Below are 19,852 nucleotides of genomic sequence, written 5' to 3'. Positions count from 1 at the left end.
TAAATAACATGGAAAATCGCTGTTATTCCCGGATGTTTCTGAATTCGCTTTTTCCGAATGATGGAAAATGATAGATTAAGATGGTGCAAAACGATAGATTAATGATGGTAGAAAACGCTGGATTTATGATGGAAATGATAGATGATGTAGGGGAAAGAGGTGGAACGGACCATGCGAATCTTGCATACAGGGGACTGGCATCTGGGAAAAACGCTGGAAGGGCGAAGCAGGCTTCGTGAACAGGAGGACTTCGTCGATGAACTCGTTAAACTGGCGGATGAGCAGCAGGCAGATGCCATATTGATGGCTGGAGATGTATATGATTCGGTGAATCCGCCTGCTTCGGCGGAGCAGCTGTTTTATGAAGCAGCTGCGCGTCTGACAGAGAATGGCAGACCTTTGGTCGTTATTGCTGGTAATCATGATCAGCCGGAGCGGGTAGCTTCAGTCACTCCGCTTGTGAATAGACAGGGGATTACGCTGGTAGGTACGCCCGTATCGGAAGCTGTAACTATTCATGCCGGGCGAACCGGGGAAACTGCGCATATTGCGGCTCTGCCCTATCCGTCGGAAGCGAGATTAAACGAGCTGTTGGCAACGGATGGCGATGAAAATGTGCTTCGGCAAGCCTACAGCCGCAGGGTAGGTATGCTGATGCAGCGTTTAGCTGCTTCGTTTCAACCGGATACGGTGAATCTGGCTATGAGTCACATTTATGTGCTTGGCGGTGTAGAAAGTGATTCGGAACGTCCGATTCAGGTTGGCGGTGCGTATACCGTGGACCCTTCCTCCCTGGCGATTGGTGCCCAGTATACTGCGCTGGGACATCTGCATCGGGCACAGGCGGTCAAAGGCGAAGGTGTCATTCGATACAGTGGTTCTCCGCTGGCCTACAGCTTCTCGGAAGCGGGGCAGAGCAAGTCAATTACGATGGTGGATCTCACACCGGGCGGTGAGGCGCAGGTGGAGGAGGTGCTTCTGACCTGTGGCAATCCACTTGTTCGCTGGAAGGCGCGTGGAGGGCTGGCAGAGGTATACCGCTGGCTGGATGAGGGACGGGATTCCAAGGCTTACATTGATATGGAGGTTTGGCTGGAGGATGCGATGTCACTCAAGGAAATTCAGCAGCTGCGGAAAGCTCATGAGGGCATCATCCACATTCGTCCGGTATATCCCGAGATGGAGGCCGCAGGGCTGATGGAACAGCGTTCACAGCTGCCTGTACATGAGCTTTTTCGCAAGTTTTATCAGCGTCAGACGGGAGGAGCACAGCCGGAAGACAGTCTGGTGCAGCTTTTCCTCGAGCTGGTGGATGAAGACGAGCCAGGTGTGCGCGAGGAGGTCGAAGGCCGGTGAAGCCGATTTTACTGAAAGTTGCAGGGCTGCAAAGCTATCGGGAGATGCAGGAGATTGATTTTACTGTACTGACGGAGACAGGGCTCTTTGGTATTTTCGGGCCAACGGGCAGCGGAAAATCGTCTCTGCTTGATGCAATTACACTTGCGATGTATGGCAAGGTAGAACGGGCTGTAAACGGGACTCAGGGCATTATGAATCATGCCGAGGATTCGCTTTCGGTTGCTTTTACGTTTGAGCTTGCTTCGGCAGAGGGGGCACGAAGATTCCGGGTAGAACGGCGCTTCAAGCGGAACAACGAGGTGTCTGTCAGCAATACGGTCAGCAAGTTCATTGAGACGATTGATGGTGAGGATCAGGTGCTTGCCGACAAGCTGGCGGAAGTGAACCGGTGTGTGGAAGATGTGATCGGTCTGAAAATGGACGATTTCACCAGAGCGGTTGTTTTGCCGCAAGGAAAGTTTGCTGAATTTCTTTCGCTCAAGGGCAGTGAGCGGCGGCAGATGCTGCAGCGTTTATTCCATCTGGAAAAGTATGGTGATCAGCTTGCGATCAAATTAAGTCGCAGGGTCAAGGATAATGACATGGCTCATCAGGCTATCGCTGCGGAGCAGCAGGGACTGGGCAATGCGAGCAAAGAAACGCTTGAAGAAACGAAACGGCTGCTTCAGGCAGCGGTTCAACATGCCGATACCTCTCGGAAAGCGCTGGATATGGCAGCAAAGGAGGCGGAGCAATTAGGCCGAATCCGAGAGCTGAGTCAGGAGAAGCAAGCACGAATGCAGGAACAGCAGGTGCTGCAATCCAAGGCAGCGCAGGTTGAGTCGGATGAAGCCCGTCTGAAGCTTTCGGGAGCAGCCGAAGTGATGCTGCCCGCCCTTCAAACGGTACGTGATGCGGAATCGGCGCGGAAGCAGCGGCAGCTGGAAGCAGAAGCTGCACGGCAACAGGCCGAAGAGCATGAACGTTTGGCGGTGCAGGAAGCTGAACAGGCTGAGGAAGCAAGGAAGCAGTTAACCGCAGAGGAGCCCAAGCTGCTGCTGCGTCTGGACCAGCTTGAGCAGGCCAAGGAGCTGCAGCGGGAGCGCGACAGTCTGCAGGCTGATTGTTCCCGGCTTGCACAGCTGATCGAGAAAGGGCAGGCTGAACAGACCACACTCGGGCAGCAGCTGGATAAGGAGCGTGAGCTGCAGCTGCGCGGACGTAAACGGCGTGAAGAGCTGCAGGAGAGCCTGAAGCCGAACGAAGTGAAGTCCGAGGAACGCAGGCAGCTGCAAGCCGCGCTTGAGCTGAAGCATCGCATGGATACGGCGGCGGAACAGGTAAAGCAGCATAGAGCAGACATGCAGGCATATCAGCAGTCGGCACAGCAGGGGGCCGACAAGCTGGAAGCAGCGGCCGCGGAGGAAAGACGCCTGACCGAGCAGCGGCAGCAATTGGTGGAACAGGCGTCAGCGGGGGTTGAGGCCCTGCTTGCCTGTGAGCAGGATATCAGCCGCGAACAGAGTTTGCTGGCCCGGGCGGAGGAGCAGCTGCGCGGTACGATGCGTGAGCAGGAGCTGCACCGGCTGTCCACCGCCCTGCGCGCCGAGCTGCGCGATGGCGAGCCGTGCCCGGTGTGCGGCTCCGCACACCACCCGCTCCCGGCTGCGCCGCCGGGAGAAGGTCCGCACGCAGACGATGCGGACCTGGAACTGCTGCGCAGCCTGCACGCGGAGCTGCAGGAGCTGCGCTTCGGGCTGCGCCAGCAGCTGCACGAACGCCGCAGCCTGCTGACGCAGCTTGGCGCCGCGGCCGGCGATGCCACGGCCGCAGCCGAGGCCGCGCCTGCGGCAGCTCAGCCCGAGCCCCCCGGATCGCCCGAAGATGGGCGATCTCCGGCGGGCTGGGCGGCGCGTGCCGCTGCGCTGCGCGAGGCCGCGCAGGCGCTGGCTGCCGCAGCAGCGCCACTGCAAGGCGAAGCCGCCGCGCTGCTGCAGGCGGCAGCGGGCGCGCAGCAGCGCCGCATGGAAGCGGCAGCAGCGCAAGAGGCCGGCCGTGCCGGGCTCGCCCAGGCGGAGCGCAAGCTGGCCGAGAGCGAAGCCGCTGCGGCTGCATTGCAGAGCCGCTGGGCCACAGAGCTGCCTGACATCGCCCAAGCGGAGGCCGCAGGCCTCTATCAAGCGATGCAGGAGCGCGATGCACGCGCAGAAGACATCAAGGAACGTCTGGCCAAAAGCGTGACGTTCCTTGAAGAGAAGGAGCAGCTTGTCCAGTCATTGCAGCAGAAGCTGACAGAATTGGACAAGCAGCTGATCCAGTGGCAGACCGAATGGCAAGGCAGCAGAAAGCTGCTTGCCGAGAAAGAAGAACGTTTGCGCCAGTGGGTCGGTGAACAACGCGTAGAAGATCTGATTCGTGCGACACAGGCGCGTCTGGACGAGCTGCGCAGAATCGCAACAATGTCCGAACAGCGCTTCAAGCAAGCTGACGCATTGAAGCAGGATTCGGTGAAGCGGGATGTTATGGCTCAGCAGGCGGCTGTTTCAGCGTTGGAGCAGCTTGAACTGGCGCAGGAACGCTGGCAGCGACTGCTGGAACAGTCCCCGTTTGAGACGGATACGGCCGTTACACAGGCGGCTATGCCAGCCGAGGATGCGGAACGGTTGAAAAAGGAAATCCAGCTTCATCGAGAACGCGAGCGGGAACTGGCTTCCCGCCTGCGTGAATTGGAGCAGAAGCTGGATGGCGCGGTAGTTACCGAGGAACAGTGGACATCATGCACAGAGCGTTTGAAGCAGGCCAGAATGGATGATGAAACTGCCCTGCAGGCGAAGGCTCGTGCCGAGCGTGACCTGGAGGATGTGCAGCAGCGGCATGTGCGCTGGACAGAGCTGGAGACGAGACGGCTGGAGGTCAGCCATCAAGGGGAGCTGTTAAGCAAGCTGCAATCAGCTTTCCGGGGCAACGCATTTGTAGAGTACATCGCCGAGGAGCAGCTGATGCAGGTCAGCCATGCGGCTTCCCAGCGTCTTCGCTTCCTGACCAAGCAGAGGTATTCGCTGGAGGTGGATTCCGGCGGCGGCTTTGTGATCTGTGACGATGCCAATGGCGGAGTCAAACGTCCGGTGTCCACATTGTCTGGAGGAGAGACCTTCTTAACCTCCCTGTCGCTGGCATTAGCGCTTTCAGCACAGATCCAGCTGCGTGGACAATACCCGCTGCAATTTTTCTTCCTGGATGAAGGTTTCGGCACCTTGGACCCGGAGCTGCTTGATACAGTCATTACCTCATTGGAGAAACTGCATGACGATCGGCTGGCCGTGGGCATTATCAGTCACGTTCCCGAGCTTCGTGCACGCTTGCCGCGTAAACTGGTCGTCATTCCGGCTGGAGACGCGGGTGCAGGCTCTCGAGTGGTATTGGAAAGTTTATAGACGGGCATTCCTTTAACTTGTCAATTTGTAAAATAGTTTCTTTTTTACTGACATGCAGCAAAAAGTGAGTTTCATCACAGATACAGGTTCAACCTGCTGTTATACTACAGTTAAGCCGACAAACTTGCTTTAAGCCCCCCGTCGGACATCTGTTCAGGAATGCTTCCTTTCCTGTATGGATGTCCGAGCAGCCGGACTTCTACCGAAGCCCGCTCACGAGGGGCTTCTTTTTTTATGCAATTTTTTACGGATCGTGTTAATTATATAAGTTGAACTAAAGAAACGACATTATATCTATTAACGGTTCATGATCGTCAAAGAGCGTTGTACTGGGGTAAGAATACCAGCCTTGGCAGGCTGTTTAAGTCGAAGAGGGAAGGCTAACGATCCCCATAGAGCTTATTTTCCCTGAATCGGGGACATTTGAATTCTAACGATCTCCAGGAAGCTTATTTCATTCGAAATCCTGAAAAAGGAGCCTGATCAAGCTGGTTTCAGCACAATAGCGTCTCTGGGGATCGTTAAAATTTTCCAAAGCCCAAATATGCCGAAATAAGGCTTCTCCTGATCGTTAGCGTTCGCAGTAAAAGGTGGCAGACTTGCACTTGCTTGCCACTTGTCACTTGCCATGAGCTATGGACGATGTTGGACTAATGTGCCTGGATTGATGAGTATATTGGAGTGAATTGTGTACATTCTTTAGTTCAACTTATATAGTTCCTCCTTGATTACATTATTTAATGCTCCCTTAATTGCTTTATAATAATGCTTACTTAATTAAGTCACTTGATGCACCTTAGGGGATACAGCTTGCTTCAAATCCTGTGAAGCAGTGTCAATTCGCCCAGCCCTGAATACGATGAGGGGAGAAGATGAGTTGAACTGGGAGGCGTTAAGTGTGGATAAAGCGGAAGCAAAGAAACTGTGTAAGGATCACATCCATCGGTACGTATGCATTCAGATGAACGATGGCTCGTATTATGACGGCATTGTAGAGAATGTGGATGATGAGATGATTTATCTGGCAGTGCCGGTTGGAAACGAAGGTATGGCAGCCCACGCCAACATGGGGCCGAATATGATGCCTGTTGTTCATTATCCGGGGGCTCAAGCCCGCGGATTCTATCCTGGATATGGCTATCCTGGTCCGTACCCGTACTATGGATATGGACGCAGACGTTTTAACCGGCTCGTACTGCCTTTATTTGCGCTTACGGCATTAACGCTGCTTCCTTATTATTAAGCATTGCGGAATTATAGCTGTATCAGATATGGAGAAAGTATGCACAAAAGCTGACCAAGCAAACAAGAAAACTTAATCAAGGTCATACCCGGTCAAGAGCATTGTTGGCCTCAGGGTGTGGCTTTTCTTTTTCCATACAACAGGGGGGAACTGACATACAGCCGGAAAACGGATGAAACGGAGTATTTTATTTAGGGCGTGTCTTGAAACCTACTGAAGTGCATCTTTTACCACCTTTTCGCCCCCTGCTGCCTCATTTTCCCTTGGCGTGCCCGGCACGCCTGCGGTAAACTTCCTGGCTTGGAACGAAAATTCGGCAAACTCTGCATCCTTCAGCGTTTTCAGACACACCCTAGATCAACTGATTAAATCGTGACGGGGCAGCATTGGACGTAGCATTTTACTTTTAGTATGATATAAAGGAATACATAAATTTGAACTCAAAGGAAGGAGGGATTGTACGATGGATTGCTTGTTTTGCAAAATTGTAGAGGGCACCATTCCCTCCAACAAAGTATTGGAGAATGATCATGTCATCGTTTTTCATGACATTCAGCCAGCGGCTCCAACCCATGTGCTGGTCATTCCGAAGAAGCATATCGCTTCGATGAATGACGTAACTGCAGAAGATCTGCCCTTGATCGGGGAGATGCACGCAGCTGCGCAAGAGGCGGCAAACCGGCTTGGAATCAAGGAATCGGGATATCGCCTGATTAACAATTGCGGCCGCGACGGTGAGCAGACTGTGCATCATTTACACTATCATTTGCTGGGCGGTGCTCGTATGGGCGCGCTCACAAGTTTGTCTGATTCACATCGATAAGAGCCAGAAGAATGCAATTTAGCAACTTTTCTTGTTTTGGACTTGAAAAACTTCTGCCGCTCAGCTAATATTAAGGGATCACGTTAAGGTTGACACTTTTATTGCCTTTCGCCTATAATGAAAGATGATGAACCGTGTTATTGCTCTTGGACGGTCTGGTCGGAGGGAGGGAAAACTGGTGTCTGAAACTAAAGTTCGCAAAAACGAGACTATTGATGCTGCACTTCGTCGCTTTAAACGTTCCATCGCTAAAGATGGCGTATTGGCTGAGGTGAAGAAACGTAAGCATTATGAGAAGCCAAGCGTAAAGCGCAAGAAAAAGTCCGAGGCTGCTCGTAAGAGAAAGTTTTAGGAGGATTTTAACTACATGAATCTTAGCGAACGATTGAACGAAGATATGAAGCAAGCGATGAAGAGTAAGGACAAGTTCAGACTCTCCACCATTCGGTTGATTCGTTCGACGATCAAGAATCTTGAAATAGATTTGAAAAGAGATTTGGATGACAACGAAGTGCTTGATATCCTGAGTCGTGAAATCAAACAGCGCAAAGATGCCCTCCAGGAATTTGGCAAAGCAGGTCGCGAAGAACTCGCGGCAAATGCCGAAGCGGAAATTGAAATACTTATCCAGTATCTTCCTGAACAGCTTACCGAAGAAGAAATTAAAGTTATTGTACAGCAGACCATCCAGGAAACCGGTGCTTCTTCGAAAGCAGAGATGGGGAAAGTGATGGCGGCCCTTATGCCTAAAGTAAAAGGTAAAGCGGACGGCAAACTGGTTAATCAAGCAGTTCAACAATTTCTGCAATAAAGCAAATTCTATAAACACCTCCTGACTTGTCAGGGGGTGTTTTTTCAATGGTTCTGCAGTGGCTTTCACTGAAAATACATAACTAATTATAGAAAATGGGTTTTATTCATGATTATGGGTATATATTTCTTGCATTTACGTATGCATTCAAATATAATTTAAAGTTTTTGAAACGCAAGCTTGCTTTGTGCGTAATAAATACCATAAGCTGGACAGTATAACATTATTGGAAAAGGAGGGACTATTGTGAAGGGAAAGCGCCGGAAGAAGCTTACGGGGTCCATGCTGCTCTTGATGCTGCTGACGCTTTTGCTTCCTCTCTGGATTGGAATACCGTCAGCGCAAGCAGCTGAAAAAAGCGGCGCCGTATATATTATTCCGGTTGATAAACCAATCGAGCAGGGGTTAGGCAAATTTATGGAGCGCGGATTCAAGGAAGCAGAGAAAATGAACGCTGGCTTGATCGTTCTCGATATCAATACGCCGGGAGGCCGTGTCGATACAGCTGAAAAGCTCGGTTTGATGATTAAAGAAAGCCCGATCGAAACCGTGGCATTTGTTCGCGGTGATGCTGCGTCAGCCGGGAGTTTTTTAGCGCTGAATGCAGATAAGATCGTAATGTCGCCCGGAAGTATGATCGGGGCTGCTGCCATGGTGGATAGCACAGGCAAACATGTGGATGATCCGAAGCTGGTAGCCTTCTGGAAAAGCAAAATGCAGGGAGCTGCCGAGAAGAGCGGTCGGGATAGTGATATTGCGGCAGGCATGACGGATGTCAACATCGTAGTCGAGATGCCGGAGATCAATAAAACCAAGCAAAAAGGTGAAATTATTGCTCTCTCCGCTGAAGAAGCGCTGAAGGTAGGATATGCGGATCATATCAGCAATACACCGGAAGAAGCGGCAAGCTGGCTTGGGTATGGTCAAGGAGATGTGTTCAAGATGGAACGCACGACTGCGGAGAACATTTCCACTTTTCTGACCAATCCGATTGTGATGACGATATTGCTGTTTATCGGTATTGCCGGTGTCATCATTGAGCTTATCGTTCCTGGCTTTGGCGTACCGGGAATCGTTGGTATTGTATGTTTTGTTCTTTATTTCTCTGGCAACTACATTGCGGGGTTTGCCGGAGCGGAAACATGGGTATTATTTACGATCGGGCTCGTGATGATGATTCTGGAGATGTTTATCCCAAGCTTTGGTATTCTGGGCATTGTGGGATCGATTGCGCTGGTGGCTGGTGTAGTACGGGCAGCCTATGATACAAGTGATGCCTTTGTATCTCTTGGCATTGCCTTTGGAGCCGCACTTGTCGTTGTAGCCATCATTGCGATTGTGTTCAAAGACAGAGGAATATGGAACCGGTTTATATTAAGTGAGCGATTGTCTGCTGATCGCGGGTATTCCTCGGCAACAGAGCGCAAGGAGCTGATTGGCATGCAGGGCATCAGTTTGACTCCGCTTCGTCCAGCAGGCACGGCGATGTTTGATGGTGAACGGATCGATGTGGTTACGGATGGCGGCTTCATTCCTGTGGATACGCCAATTATCGTAATCAAAGCGGAAGGTACCCGAATTGTTGTACAACAGGCATTGCCTGTGTAATTCTGCAATGGCCGAAGTGAGATGATCGCTTCGGCCGTGTACATAACCACATTGCCGACATGCGGGCAATAGGGTGGAAGCATGCTTCAGCAGCGCATGTGTACAGCGTCAGTTCTGATGCTCTTTTTTTCAAAAAAACTTATTGCAAACGGAGGAATTTAATTTATGGACCCAATGATTACGATTCTGCTCATCGCGGTGCTGGCTATTATCGTGTTGAGCGTATTTTTCAGTTTTTTCCCGGTTATGCTCTGGATTTCGGCCATCGCATCCGGTGTACGAATCGGTATTATTACACTGGTCGCGATGAGATTGAGACGTGTAACCCCTAGCCGAATTGTTAACCCGTTAATCAAAGCAACAAAAGCAGGTCTTGGACTGAATATTAATCAGCTCGAGAGTCACTTCCTGGCGGGTGGTAACGTTGACCGCGTTGTAAACGCACTTATTGCTGCACAGCGTGCAAATATTCCACTCGAATTCGAACGTGCCGCAGCGATCGACCTTGCGGGTCGTGACGTACTGCAAGCCGTGCAGATGAGTGTTAACCCGCGTGTTATTGAAACGCCGATCGTATCTGCGGTTGCCAAAGACGGTATTGAAGTAAAAGTCAGAGCGCGTGTTACGGTTCGTGCCAACATTGATCGACTCGTCGGTGGTGCTGGTGAAGAAACGATTATCGCCCGTGTCGGCGAAGGTATTGTAAGTACGAACGGTTCCTCGAATTCTCACAAAGACGTTTTGGAAAACCCGGATTTGATCTCTCGTACCGTTTTGTCCAAAGGGCTTGATGCGGGTACTGCATTTGAAATTTTGTCCATCGATATCGCGGACGTAGATGTAGGTAAAAACATTGGTGCCTTCTTGCAAACCGAGCAGGCTGAAGCCGATAAACGTATTGCACAGGCAAAAGCAGAAGAGCGTCGTGCGATGGCCGTAGCCCAAGAGCAAGAGATGAAAGCGCGCGTTGTTGAGATGAGAGCGCGTGTCGTAGAGTCCGAGTCTCAAGTACCACTTGCTATGTCTGAAGCACTCCGTAGCGGTAAGATTGGCGTGATGGATTATATGAATCTGAAAAACATTGAAGCAGATACTCAGATGCGCAGTACTTTGGGAAAACCTGCTGAAGGTTCGAATTCCAGCGATCAGGGTGATTCCAAAAACGGAAGATAGGCGGTGAATGCATATGAGCCTATTCGAATGGATATTTAATAATCTGTATGTGGTAGCCGTTGCGGCCTTTGTACTTTTTTCATTCCTGGGCAAGCTGGGTAAGTCGGCCAATCCGAATCAGAAGCGTCCTGGTAACGGAATGCCAACATTTGGCGGCGGTGAAGACCGCAATCGTCGCGTAGACAATGCTCCTCCGCAGCAGCCATCCAGAGCGGATGACCGTCGATATGAGGAAAAGTATGATGAACGCTATGACGATGAGCGCTATGATGACCAATATGATGAGCGTTATGATCAGCCTTACTCCGAGCCTGCTGCATCCTCTCGCCAAGGGGATGATTTCAGTCGTGAACAGTCACTGGACAGCATGCGCAGCTCGGTGGATGAGCAGATGCGCAAGATGGAAGAGCAGCAACGTCTAATTCAGGATAGACTGAATCGTATTACCTCAGGAGGTCTTCCTGCTGTGTCGGGTTCAAGTGTAGAAGATACGGATACTTCGGATTCAGGCAGCTCGCGTCTTCGTGCCGAGGATATTCGCACAGGTGTGCTTTGGGCAGAGGTGCTTGGTGCTCCGCGCGCGAAGCAGCCATTCGGTACAAGAGGTAAGCTGTAGTTTGTGGTGAGTGATCCGATGAATGCCGATATGAAGCCTTTAGAGTAAACGTTCAGATGAAACCTTTTAAGTGAAAGTTGAAACGAAGCCTTTTCTGGTGAGTAATGTGCTCCCGGAGAAGGCTTTTTTTCGTATGTTTGTATTTTCTGCAAAATAAGTACCTAACCGCTCGCCGATTCTTCATAATTCCCTGAATTTGCGCATAAGTTGAACTGTAGAGGAAGGGGGAAGACCTTCGAATGACCCGGATCAGCCGCAAGCTGCGCAGATGGACCAGTGAGGTGCTCGATCTGCCGCAGGATGTGCTTTATGATATGCCACGGTTAACCCTGATCGGCAGCAAGCAGCTGTATATAGAAAATCATCGGGGTGTGATTCATTTCACGCCGAATCGCATTGTGCTCGCCCTGTCACAAGGCCAGTTGGAGATCAAAGGCAGTGCCTTGGTTATACGTAACATTTTGCCGGATGAAGTAGCTGTAGAAGGTACGATTCTGGATATTCATATGAATGGAGTGGAGGGGAACGAATGAAGCAGCCAAGTCTGTATAAATTGCGAGGCGCCGTACGGATTAAGGTTACAGGCGGAGATATCGAGACGTTAATCAACATGATCACCGAACAGAGACTAAGTGTATGGGATTTGCGTGCGCAGGATGGACGCCAGGCGGAGATGAGCATCTTGCTTCCGCATTTTTTCAGACTGCGCCCCATCGTAAAAGGGACAGGCTGCAGAGTGAAAATCACGCACCGCAGCGGTTTTCCCTTTTTTGCGGCTCGGCTCCTGCGCAGGAAGTTTTTTGTCTTGGGCATGGTGTTTTTTATGGCAGCGCTATTTGCATTATCCTCCATGGTCTGGAATGTGGATGTCAAAGGCAATGTAAGAATTCCGACAGACGAAGTGCTGGCCGCAGCCAAAAAGGAGGGCATTTATCCTTTCCAATGGTCATTTCGAATGGGAAGTCAGGACAAGCTCTCAAGGCAGCTGGCACTTGCACTCCCGGATGTAACCTGGGTTGGCGTAACCAAAGAGGGGACAAGTGTTACCATCCAGGTGGTAGAGTCGGCACAGCCCAAGCGTGAACCTTTGCTGAGCCCCAGACATCTCATTAGTAAGTCGGATGCTGTAGTCACCCGGATTTATGCGGAACAGGGACGCCCTGTTGTGCAGAAGGACATGCGTGTGAAGAAAGGACAAGTGCTGATCTCGGGTATTCTCGGTGATGAGGAGAACACTAAAACGATTGTTGCCAAAGGAGAAGTTCGCGGAATGGTATGGCGGGAGTATGATATCCAGGTGCCGCTTCTTCAGAAACATCAAACGATGACGGGGGAGAGCAAAGAACGTTTTTATGTGGTGCTGGGGGACTGGGCTATTCAATTATGGGGTTATGGGAATACACCCTTCAAATCATATGATACAGAAACCTATCACAAGCCGCTGACATGGCGTTCCTTCAACCTGCCTATGGGGTGGATGACGGAGAAGGATATGGAAACAAGCTTTCATCAGGAAGAACAGACGGTGACCTGGGCCAAAACGAAAGGTTTGGAGGGGGCGCGAAACGATATTTTAGCCAAAAACGGCAAAGGAACGAAAATTTTAAGTGAAAAAATTTTGCATGAGAAGAAAGAGAATGGTAAAGTTTATATGAAAGTATTATTTGAAGTGGAAGAAAGCATCGCGGAAGAACTTCCGTTAGTCCATAGTCAAGGAGAATGAGGATATTTGTCAGAGCAAACACGCAGCATACAAATCTCGCTCCAGAGTGCGGGAGAGGGTCAAGCACTATTCGGACCCCAAGATATTTTTCTGAAACTGATTGAGAACGAAATTCCTGCCCAGATCGCATCACGCGAAGCAGAGATTAATATCTTTGGTACTGCGCAGCATGTAGAATCACTTGAACAATTATTTGATGTTTTATTACAATTGATCCGTAACGGGTATGTGTTAACTGAACGAGATGTCCTGTATGCTATCGAGCTTGCCAAGGAGTTGCGTGCAGATCAGCTGCTGGATCTATTCAAGGGTGAAATTACAACGACATATCGCGGGAAGCCGATTCGTGTAAAAACGATTGGACAGAAGCACTATGTCACAACGATCAAAAAGAGAGATATCGTATTCGGGATCGGACCTGCCGGAACGGGTAAAACCTATCTGGCTGTTGTGCTGGCTGTAGCTGCGCTCAAAGAAGGCAGTGTGAAACGCATCGTGCTGACACGGCCTGCGGTTGAAGCGGGTGAAAGTTTGGGCTTCCTTCCTGGGGATCTTCAGGAGAAAGTAGACCCGTACCTGAGACCGCTGTATGACGCGCTCTACGATGTGATGGGGCAGGAGCAGACGGCGAAGGCTCTGGAACGCGGACTGATTGAAATCGCTCCTCTGGCTTATATGCGCGGACGTACACTGGATGATTCCTTTATCATTCTGGATGAAGCGCAGAACACAACGCCTGAACAGATGAAAATGTTTCTGACTCGTCTCGGCTTTGGCTCCAAAATGGTCATTACCGGAGACGTAACACAAATAGATTTACCGCGCGGCAAAAAATCAGGACTGGTGGAAGCGAGTGCAATTCTGAGTGAAGTTCAGGAAATCGGATTTGTGCATTTCGCTGAGCAGGATGTTGTCCGGCATTCTCTTGTCCAGAAAATTATCGTGGCTTACAACAACGCCGCAGAAAACCAAGCATAGAAAGGGATTGTCTAAAGTGACCTCGAAAGAAATGTCAAAAGGCAAATCTTTTCAGAATAGAGCGACAGGATGGAAGTATAGCGTGTGGGCACGCTATCTTCTCTTTTTGTTTTTAGTGCTTCTCTTTTATGTGAGTCTTTCTTCAAAGCTGTTACCAGAACGATATGATATTCAGGAAGGCACACGCAGTGAAGTGGATATTGCTGCCCCGATGCAGATTCCGAATAACAAGGCTACACTCAAGGCTCAGGAAGAAGCAGCAGAGCGAGTACAGCCGATATATCAGATCGTGACGATGCGTAACGAAAACCTGATGACCACGCTGCTTGATCGTATCGATCGTTTAAATCAGGATGATCAGATCTCAAGTCAGGACAAAATTGATATCTACCGGGATGAAATTCCGCAGCGCCAAAAGGATTTTGTGTCTAATTTTATTAATAATAATCGGAAAACAGGTACATACTCTGACACGCTGCTCGAAGAGATTCGAAACGTGGTGCAGGAGCAGAGCTATCGTATTCCTGAGGAGACATACATCAAAATCTCTCGTCTGACTTCGGATGACATTCAGGAGATGAAGCCTGTTGCGCGGAATATCGTCGCCAGATTAATGACCGATCAGGTTAGCGAGGCGACAACGGCGCGTGCCAAAGTGGCAGAGATGGTCAGTGCGAGCTCACTCAGCAAACGTACACAGCGGGAAGTGGTGCAGGAGCTCACACGCCTGGTAGTTACCGCCAACCGTTTTTACGATGAAGATGGCACCAAGGAAGCGAAGGTCCAGGCACGTGAAAATACACCTACGGTGTTTATTAAGCAGGGGGATACGCTGGTAGCCAAAGGGGAGCTGATTACTCCTGAAATGTATGCACTGCTTAGTGAGAATGATCTGCTGAAAAATGAAGTTAACTACTGGCCGCAGCTGGGATTACTTCTGTTCTCATGCATGCTGTCAGCGGGGATTTTGATGTTTATTCAGCAGAGCAGCGGGACACATTTCAAATATAATAACGCTCAGCTGCTTATGCTTGTTATTATTTTTATGATCACAATTGTAGTCATGCATGTCACAGCAGTAATTCAGACGAATGAACGACCGTTTATCGGTTTTCTCGCTCCGGTGGCCGTGGGAGCCATGCTGATTGCGTTGCTGCTGGATACAACACTTGCTTTTGTATGCTCCATCCTGATCGGACTGTTGTCCAGTATCATTCTGAATACACATCAGGGGCAGCTTTTCGACTTTGAGCTTGGATTCTTTGCCATTGTTGTTTCGTTTGTGGCGATCTTTGCTACACATCGTGCGAGTCAGCGCTCGACCATCTTGAAGGGGGCCATTATGGTCTGCCTCTTTGGGTCATTGGCGGTATTTACACTCGCTCTGATTGATACAGGTGACTGGAATCGTACAACCGCGTTATATGGTATCGGGTACGCTTTTGCAGGCGGGGTGCTTACAGCAATTCTGGTTATCGGATTAATGCCGTTTTTTGAAACGTCATTTGGCATCTTGTCCGCTCTCAAGCTGGTGGAGCTCTCCAATCCCAACCATCCTTTGCTTCGCAAGTTACTTACGGAGACACCAGGCACGTATCACCACAGCGTCATGGTGGGCAATTTATCCGAAGCGGCAGCGGAAGCGATAGGGGCTAACGGATTGCTATGTCGTGTCGGCTCGTATTATCATGATATCGGCAAGACCAAGCGGCCTGTCTATTTTATAGAGAATCAGAACAATATGGAGAATCCGCATGATTCGATTGATCCCAAGTTGAGCAAGTCTATTATTGTTGCTCATGCAAGGGATGGTGTAGAGATGCAGAAGGACTATAAGCTGCCCAAGCCGATTCGTGACATTGCCGAACAGCATCATGGGACAACGTTTTTGCACTACTTCTACCATAAGGCATTGCGTCAGGCAGAGGAGGCCGGAATTGAACCTGATTTCACGGAAGAGGATTTTCGCTATCCTGGCCCGAAGGCGCAGTCCAAGGAATCTGCTATTGTGGGTATAGCGGATAGTGTTGAAGCGGCGGTTCGCTCACTGCGTAAGCCAACGGTGGAGCAGGTCGAGTCTATGATTGAGAAAATTATCAAGGGACGTCTCGATGATCATCAGTTCAACGATTGTGATCTTACGATGCGTGAGCTGGATATCGTCGCCAAAACGTTGAAGGAAACGGTGATGGGGATTTTCCATTCCAGAATCGAATATCCGGAAGAAATCAAGAAACCAAAGCCGACATCACCTGAAGCCGGCTGATCAATATTACGAGCAGACAGGAGTTATGAAGGAATGAGTCTTAACCTCGCATGGAATAATGAACAACAGGATAAAGAAATTACGGAGCCAATGATCGCGATGCTAGAGCAGCTGCTGGCTATTGCCGGTGAAGCAGAAGGCATTACTGAAGGAGAGGTTGCACTCACGTTTGTTAACGATGAGCAGATTCATGAGCTGAACCGTGATTACCGAGGCATTGACCGTCCTACAGATGTGCTGTCCTTTGCCATGAATGAAACCGTGGATGAAGAACTGGATATTATCTATGAGCTTGATGAGGACGAGGAAATGGAAGAGATGCCTGATGTTCTTGGCGATATCATTATTTCCGTTCCCCGGACCATCTTGCAAAGTGAGGAGTACGGGCATTCATTTGAGCGTGAGTTAGGGTTTTTGTTTGTACACGGTTTCCTGCACCTCCTTGGTTACGACCATCAGGATGAGGCCAGCGAAGCGGAAATGATGGGCAAACAGGAAGCTGTCCTTGCTCAAGCCGGGTTGACACGATAATGAAAAGGCGCTCCTGGGGTCTCGTATTCCTGAATGCTCTGGAAGGAATTGCATACGGCTTGCGAACGCAGCGGAATGTTAGAGTTCACACTGGAGTAGCCATTTTGATGTGTGGAGCCGGATTTTTTTTCAACATTTCGAGAACGGATTGGATGTTTGTACTAACAGCCGTATTTATGGTTATCGTTACGGAATTGATGAATACAGCGGTAGAAGCAGCCGTTGACCTGGCACAGCCGCATATCCATCCGCTCGCAAAAGCGGCAAAAGACACCGCTGCCGGGGCTGTACTGCTGGCTGCGGTGTTCGCCGTCATCATTGGATGTTTTGTTTTCCTGAAACCTGTGATGACCTGGCTGGGTCTCTTATGAGGATAACAGCGATCGAAAGCTTATTCTGTCTTCGGAGTGGCACGTGTAATCCAAACGGGTTTTCAAGCTTTGAATCTTTAAACGACACACACCAATAAAGTGTGAATCTGCCTTTAAGCTGATTTCTGTTGAACTTACACCATAACGGAGAGGACAGAAAAAAGCTGGAGAAGCGGAGCGCTCGCCTTTATCACCGGATTTTCACTTTGGAAAAAGTGATGAAAAAAATCCGGGGATAACAGCGATCGAAAGCTTGTTCTGTCATCGGAGTGGCACGTGTAATCCAAACGGTCTAATCAGCTTAACGAAATGAGCTCACAGTTTATACACACCCTAAGGAGAGAAAAACTAATGGATAATGGCTTGTTAATGCAAGAAGCAATAAAGGCACGTACGAAAGCGTACACGCCATATTCCCATTTCGGGGTAGGCGCAGCACTGCTTGATAGTGAAGGTCATGTGCACCATGGGTGCAATATTGAAAATGCCGCGTACACACCGGGAAACTGTGCGGAGCGTACCGCAATGTTCAGTGCCATCGCAGGAGGACAGAAACCTCGCAGCTTTAAGGCGATGGCGATTGTCGGAGATACGGAAGGGCCGATTGCCCCTTGCGGGGTATGCCGCCAAGTCATGTATGAGCTGTGTGAGCCAGACATGAAAGTCATTTTGGGAAACTTAAAGGGTGACCTGTTAGAAACAACAGTGGCAGAGCTTCTGCCATGGGCTTTTGGGCCCTCAGATCTGAACAATGTTAAAAAATAAATTCCAGGCCTAGGCGCCTGAGGAGGACCATATGAAAAAGCAAGCATTCAAATCCGGATTTGTCGCGATCATCGGACGTCCTAATGTAGGCAAGTCTACCTTGATGAATCAGGTAATCGGGCAAAAAATCGCAATTATGTCGGACAAGCCGCAAACCACACGCAACAAAATTCATGGAGTATACACGTCCGAGGAAAAGCAGATTGTATTTCTGGACACGCCGGGCATTCACAAACGTCAATCCAAGCTTGGCGACTACATGAATGAAACGGCTCTCAACACCCTTGGTGAGGTAGAGGCGGCTTTGTTCCTGATCGATGCTTCAGAAGGCATGGGAGGCGGAGATCGTTACATCGCCGAGCAATTGAAAAGTGTGCGCACTCCGGTCATTCTTGTAATGAACAAGATTGATAAAATAGCACCGGAAGCTCTCCTGCCGCTGATCGAAGAATATCGCAAGCTGCATGATTTTGCAGAAATCGTGCCTGTTTCGGCGATGCTTGGCAGCAATGTGAGCACACTGCTTGAGCAGATCGGCAAGTATTTGCCTGAAGGGCCGCAGTATTATCCGGACGATCAGGTAACGGATCACCCTGAGCAGTTTGTATGCGCAGAATTGATTCGTGAGAAAATTTTGCAAATGACTCGTGAGGAAGTTCCTCACTCCATCGCAGTAACAATCGAAGACATGAAAGTACAGGATAATGGGGTAGTTTATATATCGGCCGTTATCTTTGTTGAACGTGATTCACAGAAAGGCATCATCATCGGCAAGCAGGGAGCTTTGTTAAAAGAAGTGGGCAAGCGGGCGCGTCAGGATATCCAAAATCTGCTTGGCTCCAGAATCTTTATGGATCTGTGGGTCAAAGTGAAAAAAGACTGGAGAAATCAGGACCGTGTGCTGCGGGATCTTGGTTTTGGACGTGAATAACTTCATGAAATCGTGAGACTACGGTAGTGATTTTCATATCCATTAATTGCAACACATAGTTTCCCTTGCAAGGCTCCATCCTATCGGGTAGAACCAGACGTCATTTCCGAAGAGAGGATGAATTTCCGATGCGGGATTTTTCATGGAAGGTATTTGCGATGACAGGGGATGTTGAATCCTATTTGTTATATACCGAGACGTGTAACTCGTCAGGTCAGGAGTCGGATACTGCAAGGGAAGTGAATGAAGACGAAGAAGCTGAAGCTTGATAGGCTGATTCAGGAATGGTTAGGTGACGAGGCATGCTATACAGGGTGGAAGGCATTGTCATCCGCAGCATGGACTACGGCGAGGGTAATAAAATTGTTACGCTTTGTACCGAAAGTGGCGGAAAAGCAGGAGTTCTCGTCCGGGGTGCGAAAAAGCCAAAAAGTCGGCATGCTGCACTGGTGCAGCCGTTTACGTATGGTCAATATGTTTATTTTCGTAATACAGGTCTCGGCACACTGAATGCAGGCGAGATTATTGAATCCAATCATGAGCTGCGAGAGGATCTGGTGAAGGCGGCTTATGCTTCCTATGCATGTGAGCTGCTGGATCGGGTGCTTCAGGATGAAGAGACCGGTGCGTTCTGGTTCAAACAATTGAAAGCTTGTCTGCAGGCATTGAAGGAAGATAAGGACCCTGCCATTATTATTAGTTTGTATGAGATGAAAATATTACAGGCAGCTGGTTATGGTCCGCAGCTGCTTGAATGTATCTCCTGCAACCATGAACGGCCCGATGAGCAGCTATTTATTAGTCCCAGACTCGGGGGTGTTCTGTGCAGAGCATGCAAACATTTTGATCCGCCAGCAATGCCTGTCAGCTCAAAAACGTTAAAGCTGCTGCGCTTGTTTGGACAGCTGGATCTACAGCGTTTGGGAAATATATCGGTGAGCGAGTCAACCCGTAATGAAATTAAAAAAGTCATGCGGGCTTTTATGGATTATCAGCTTGGTCTTCACCTTAAATCCCGCTCTTTTCTGGATCAGATGGAGAAGTACGGGATATGACTTGTGTAAAGCACTCTTAAAATTTGTGTTGACTTCATATTTGATTTTATATATTATAAAGTATAAATTCTCTTTTTGGAGACATGCATTGAACGAGAAAGTAGGAAGCTGGATTCAGAATGACAAGCGAGTCAGGGACGGTGGGAGCCTGATTGAATCGGTTTGTGAACAGGGCACTCGGGAGCA

Annotated in this window: 19 protein-coding genes; all 19 read left to right on the top strand. The window is 49.5% G+C overall.

The genetic code is table 11. From position 1 onward, the window contains the following. Positions 1-171: 171 nt before the first annotated feature. The 19 genes from IEW26_RS03495 to recO all read left to right on the top strand — a co-directional run bounded on the left by IEW26_RS03495 (position 172) and on the right by recO (position 19,666). Entirely contained in the window at positions 172-1,356 is a 1,185-nt protein-coding gene (locus IEW26_RS03495) for an exonuclease SbcCD subunit D (protein ID WP_188591253.1), read from the top strand. Further along, positions 1,353-4,772, top strand: coding sequence for an SbcC/MukB-like Walker B domain-containing protein (locus tag IEW26_RS03490; RefSeq protein ID WP_188591252.1), 3,420 nt, complete (start codon positions 1,353-1,355; stop codon positions 4,770-4,772). The genes IEW26_RS03495 and IEW26_RS03490 overlap by 4 nt, the downstream gene beginning before the upstream one ends. An 898-nt stretch (positions 4,773-5,670) precedes the next feature. Beyond that, positions 5,671-6,015 carry a hypothetical protein gene (locus tag IEW26_RS03485; protein ID WP_373288407.1) on the top strand — a complete coding sequence of 115 codons (345 nt, stop codon included), beginning with the start codon at positions 5,671-5,673 and terminating at the stop codon, positions 6,013-6,015. 463 nt (positions 6,016-6,478) lie between these two features. Further along, on the top strand, positions 6,479-6,838 hold the full coding sequence (locus tag IEW26_RS03475; RefSeq protein ID WP_145404119.1) for a histidine triad nucleotide-binding protein: 360 nt from the start codon (positions 6,479-6,481) through the stop codon (positions 6,836-6,838). A gap of 178 nt (positions 6,839-7,016) precedes the next feature. After that, entirely contained in the window at positions 7,017-7,190 is a 174-nt protein-coding gene (gene rpsU / locus IEW26_RS03470; RefSeq protein ID WP_005547957.1) for a 30S ribosomal protein S21, read from the top strand. Between the two features lie 15 nt (positions 7,191-7,205). Continuing rightward, positions 7,206-7,649 (top strand): GatB/YqeY domain-containing protein, encoded by a 444-nt coding sequence (locus IEW26_RS03465; protein ID WP_111271870.1) that lies wholly within the window; start codon positions 7,206-7,208, stop codon positions 7,647-7,649. A gap of 282 nt (positions 7,650-7,931) precedes the next feature. Beyond that, positions 7,932-9,257, top strand: a complete 1,326-nt coding sequence (locus IEW26_RS03460; protein ID WP_188591667.1) for an NfeD family protein — start codon at positions 7,932-7,934, stop codon at positions 9,255-9,257. Between the two features lie 165 nt (positions 9,258-9,422). After that, positions 9,423-10,430, top strand: a complete 1,008-nt coding sequence (floA, locus tag IEW26_RS03455; protein ID WP_188591250.1) for a flotillin-like protein FloA — start codon at positions 9,423-9,425, stop codon at positions 10,428-10,430. A 13-nt stretch (positions 10,431-10,443) separates the two neighbouring features. Continuing rightward, the gene (locus IEW26_RS03450) at positions 10,444-11,046 is read left to right on the top strand and encodes a YqfB family membrane protein (protein ID WP_188591249.1); all 603 of its coding nucleotides are present in this window, start codon (positions 10,444-10,446) and stop codon (positions 11,044-11,046) included. A gap of 239 nt (positions 11,047-11,285) precedes the next feature. Then, complete coding sequence (yqfC, locus tag IEW26_RS03445; RefSeq protein ID WP_145404117.1) at positions 11,286-11,579, top strand: sporulation protein YqfC; 294 nt, start codon at positions 11,286-11,288, stop codon at positions 11,577-11,579. After that, positions 11,576-12,769, top strand: a complete 1,194-nt coding sequence (yqfD, locus tag IEW26_RS03440; protein WP_188591248.1) for a sporulation protein YqfD — start codon at positions 11,576-11,578, stop codon at positions 12,767-12,769. The genes yqfC and yqfD overlap by 4 nt, the downstream gene beginning before the upstream one ends. 6 nt (positions 12,770-12,775) lie before the next feature. Beyond that, the gene (locus IEW26_RS03435; protein WP_188591247.1) at positions 12,776-13,747 is read left to right on the top strand and encodes a PhoH family protein; all 972 of its coding nucleotides are present in this window, start codon (positions 12,776-12,778) and stop codon (positions 13,745-13,747) included. Between the two features lie 16 nt (positions 13,748-13,763). Continuing rightward, complete coding sequence (locus IEW26_RS03430) at positions 13,764-16,013, top strand: HD family phosphohydrolase (protein ID WP_188591666.1); 2,250 nt, start codon at positions 13,764-13,766, stop codon at positions 16,011-16,013. Between the two features lie 33 nt (positions 16,014-16,046). Next, entirely contained in the window at positions 16,047-16,544 is a 498-nt protein-coding gene (gene ybeY, locus IEW26_RS03425) for an rRNA maturation RNase YbeY (protein ID WP_184182280.1), read from the top strand. Further along, complete coding sequence (locus IEW26_RS03420; RefSeq protein ID WP_145404112.1) at positions 16,544-16,915, top strand: diacylglycerol kinase family protein; 372 nt, start codon at positions 16,544-16,546, stop codon at positions 16,913-16,915. The genes ybeY and IEW26_RS03420 overlap by 1 nt, the downstream gene beginning before the upstream one ends. A gap of 351 nt (positions 16,916-17,266) precedes the next feature. Then, the gene (locus tag IEW26_RS03415) at positions 17,267-17,680 is read left to right on the top strand and encodes a cytidine deaminase (protein WP_188591246.1); all 414 of its coding nucleotides are present in this window, start codon (positions 17,267-17,269) and stop codon (positions 17,678-17,680) included. A gap of 31 nt (positions 17,681-17,711) precedes the next feature. Continuing rightward, the gene (gene era, locus IEW26_RS03410; RefSeq protein WP_145404110.1) at positions 17,712-18,611 is read left to right on the top strand and encodes a GTPase Era; all 900 of its coding nucleotides are present in this window, start codon (positions 17,712-17,714) and stop codon (positions 18,609-18,611) included. 128 nt (positions 18,612-18,739) lie between these two features. Beyond that, on the top strand, positions 18,740-18,880 hold the full coding sequence (locus IEW26_RS03405) for a YqzL family protein (RefSeq protein ID WP_110897984.1): 141 nt from the start codon (positions 18,740-18,742) through the stop codon (positions 18,878-18,880). 33 nt (positions 18,881-18,913) lie between these two features. Continuing rightward, complete coding sequence (gene recO / locus IEW26_RS03400) at positions 18,914-19,666, top strand: DNA repair protein RecO (RefSeq protein WP_188591245.1); 753 nt, start codon at positions 18,914-18,916, stop codon at positions 19,664-19,666. Positions 19,667-19,852 lie beyond the last annotated feature (186 nt).

Origin of the sequence: Paenibacillus silvae (assembly GCF_014639235.1) — a bacterium.
GTDB lineage: Bacteria > Bacillota > Bacilli > Paenibacillales > Paenibacillaceae > Paenibacillus > Paenibacillus silvae.
Note: the sequence above shows the minus strand (reverse complement) of the source record. Positions and strands in the feature narration are given on the sequence as shown.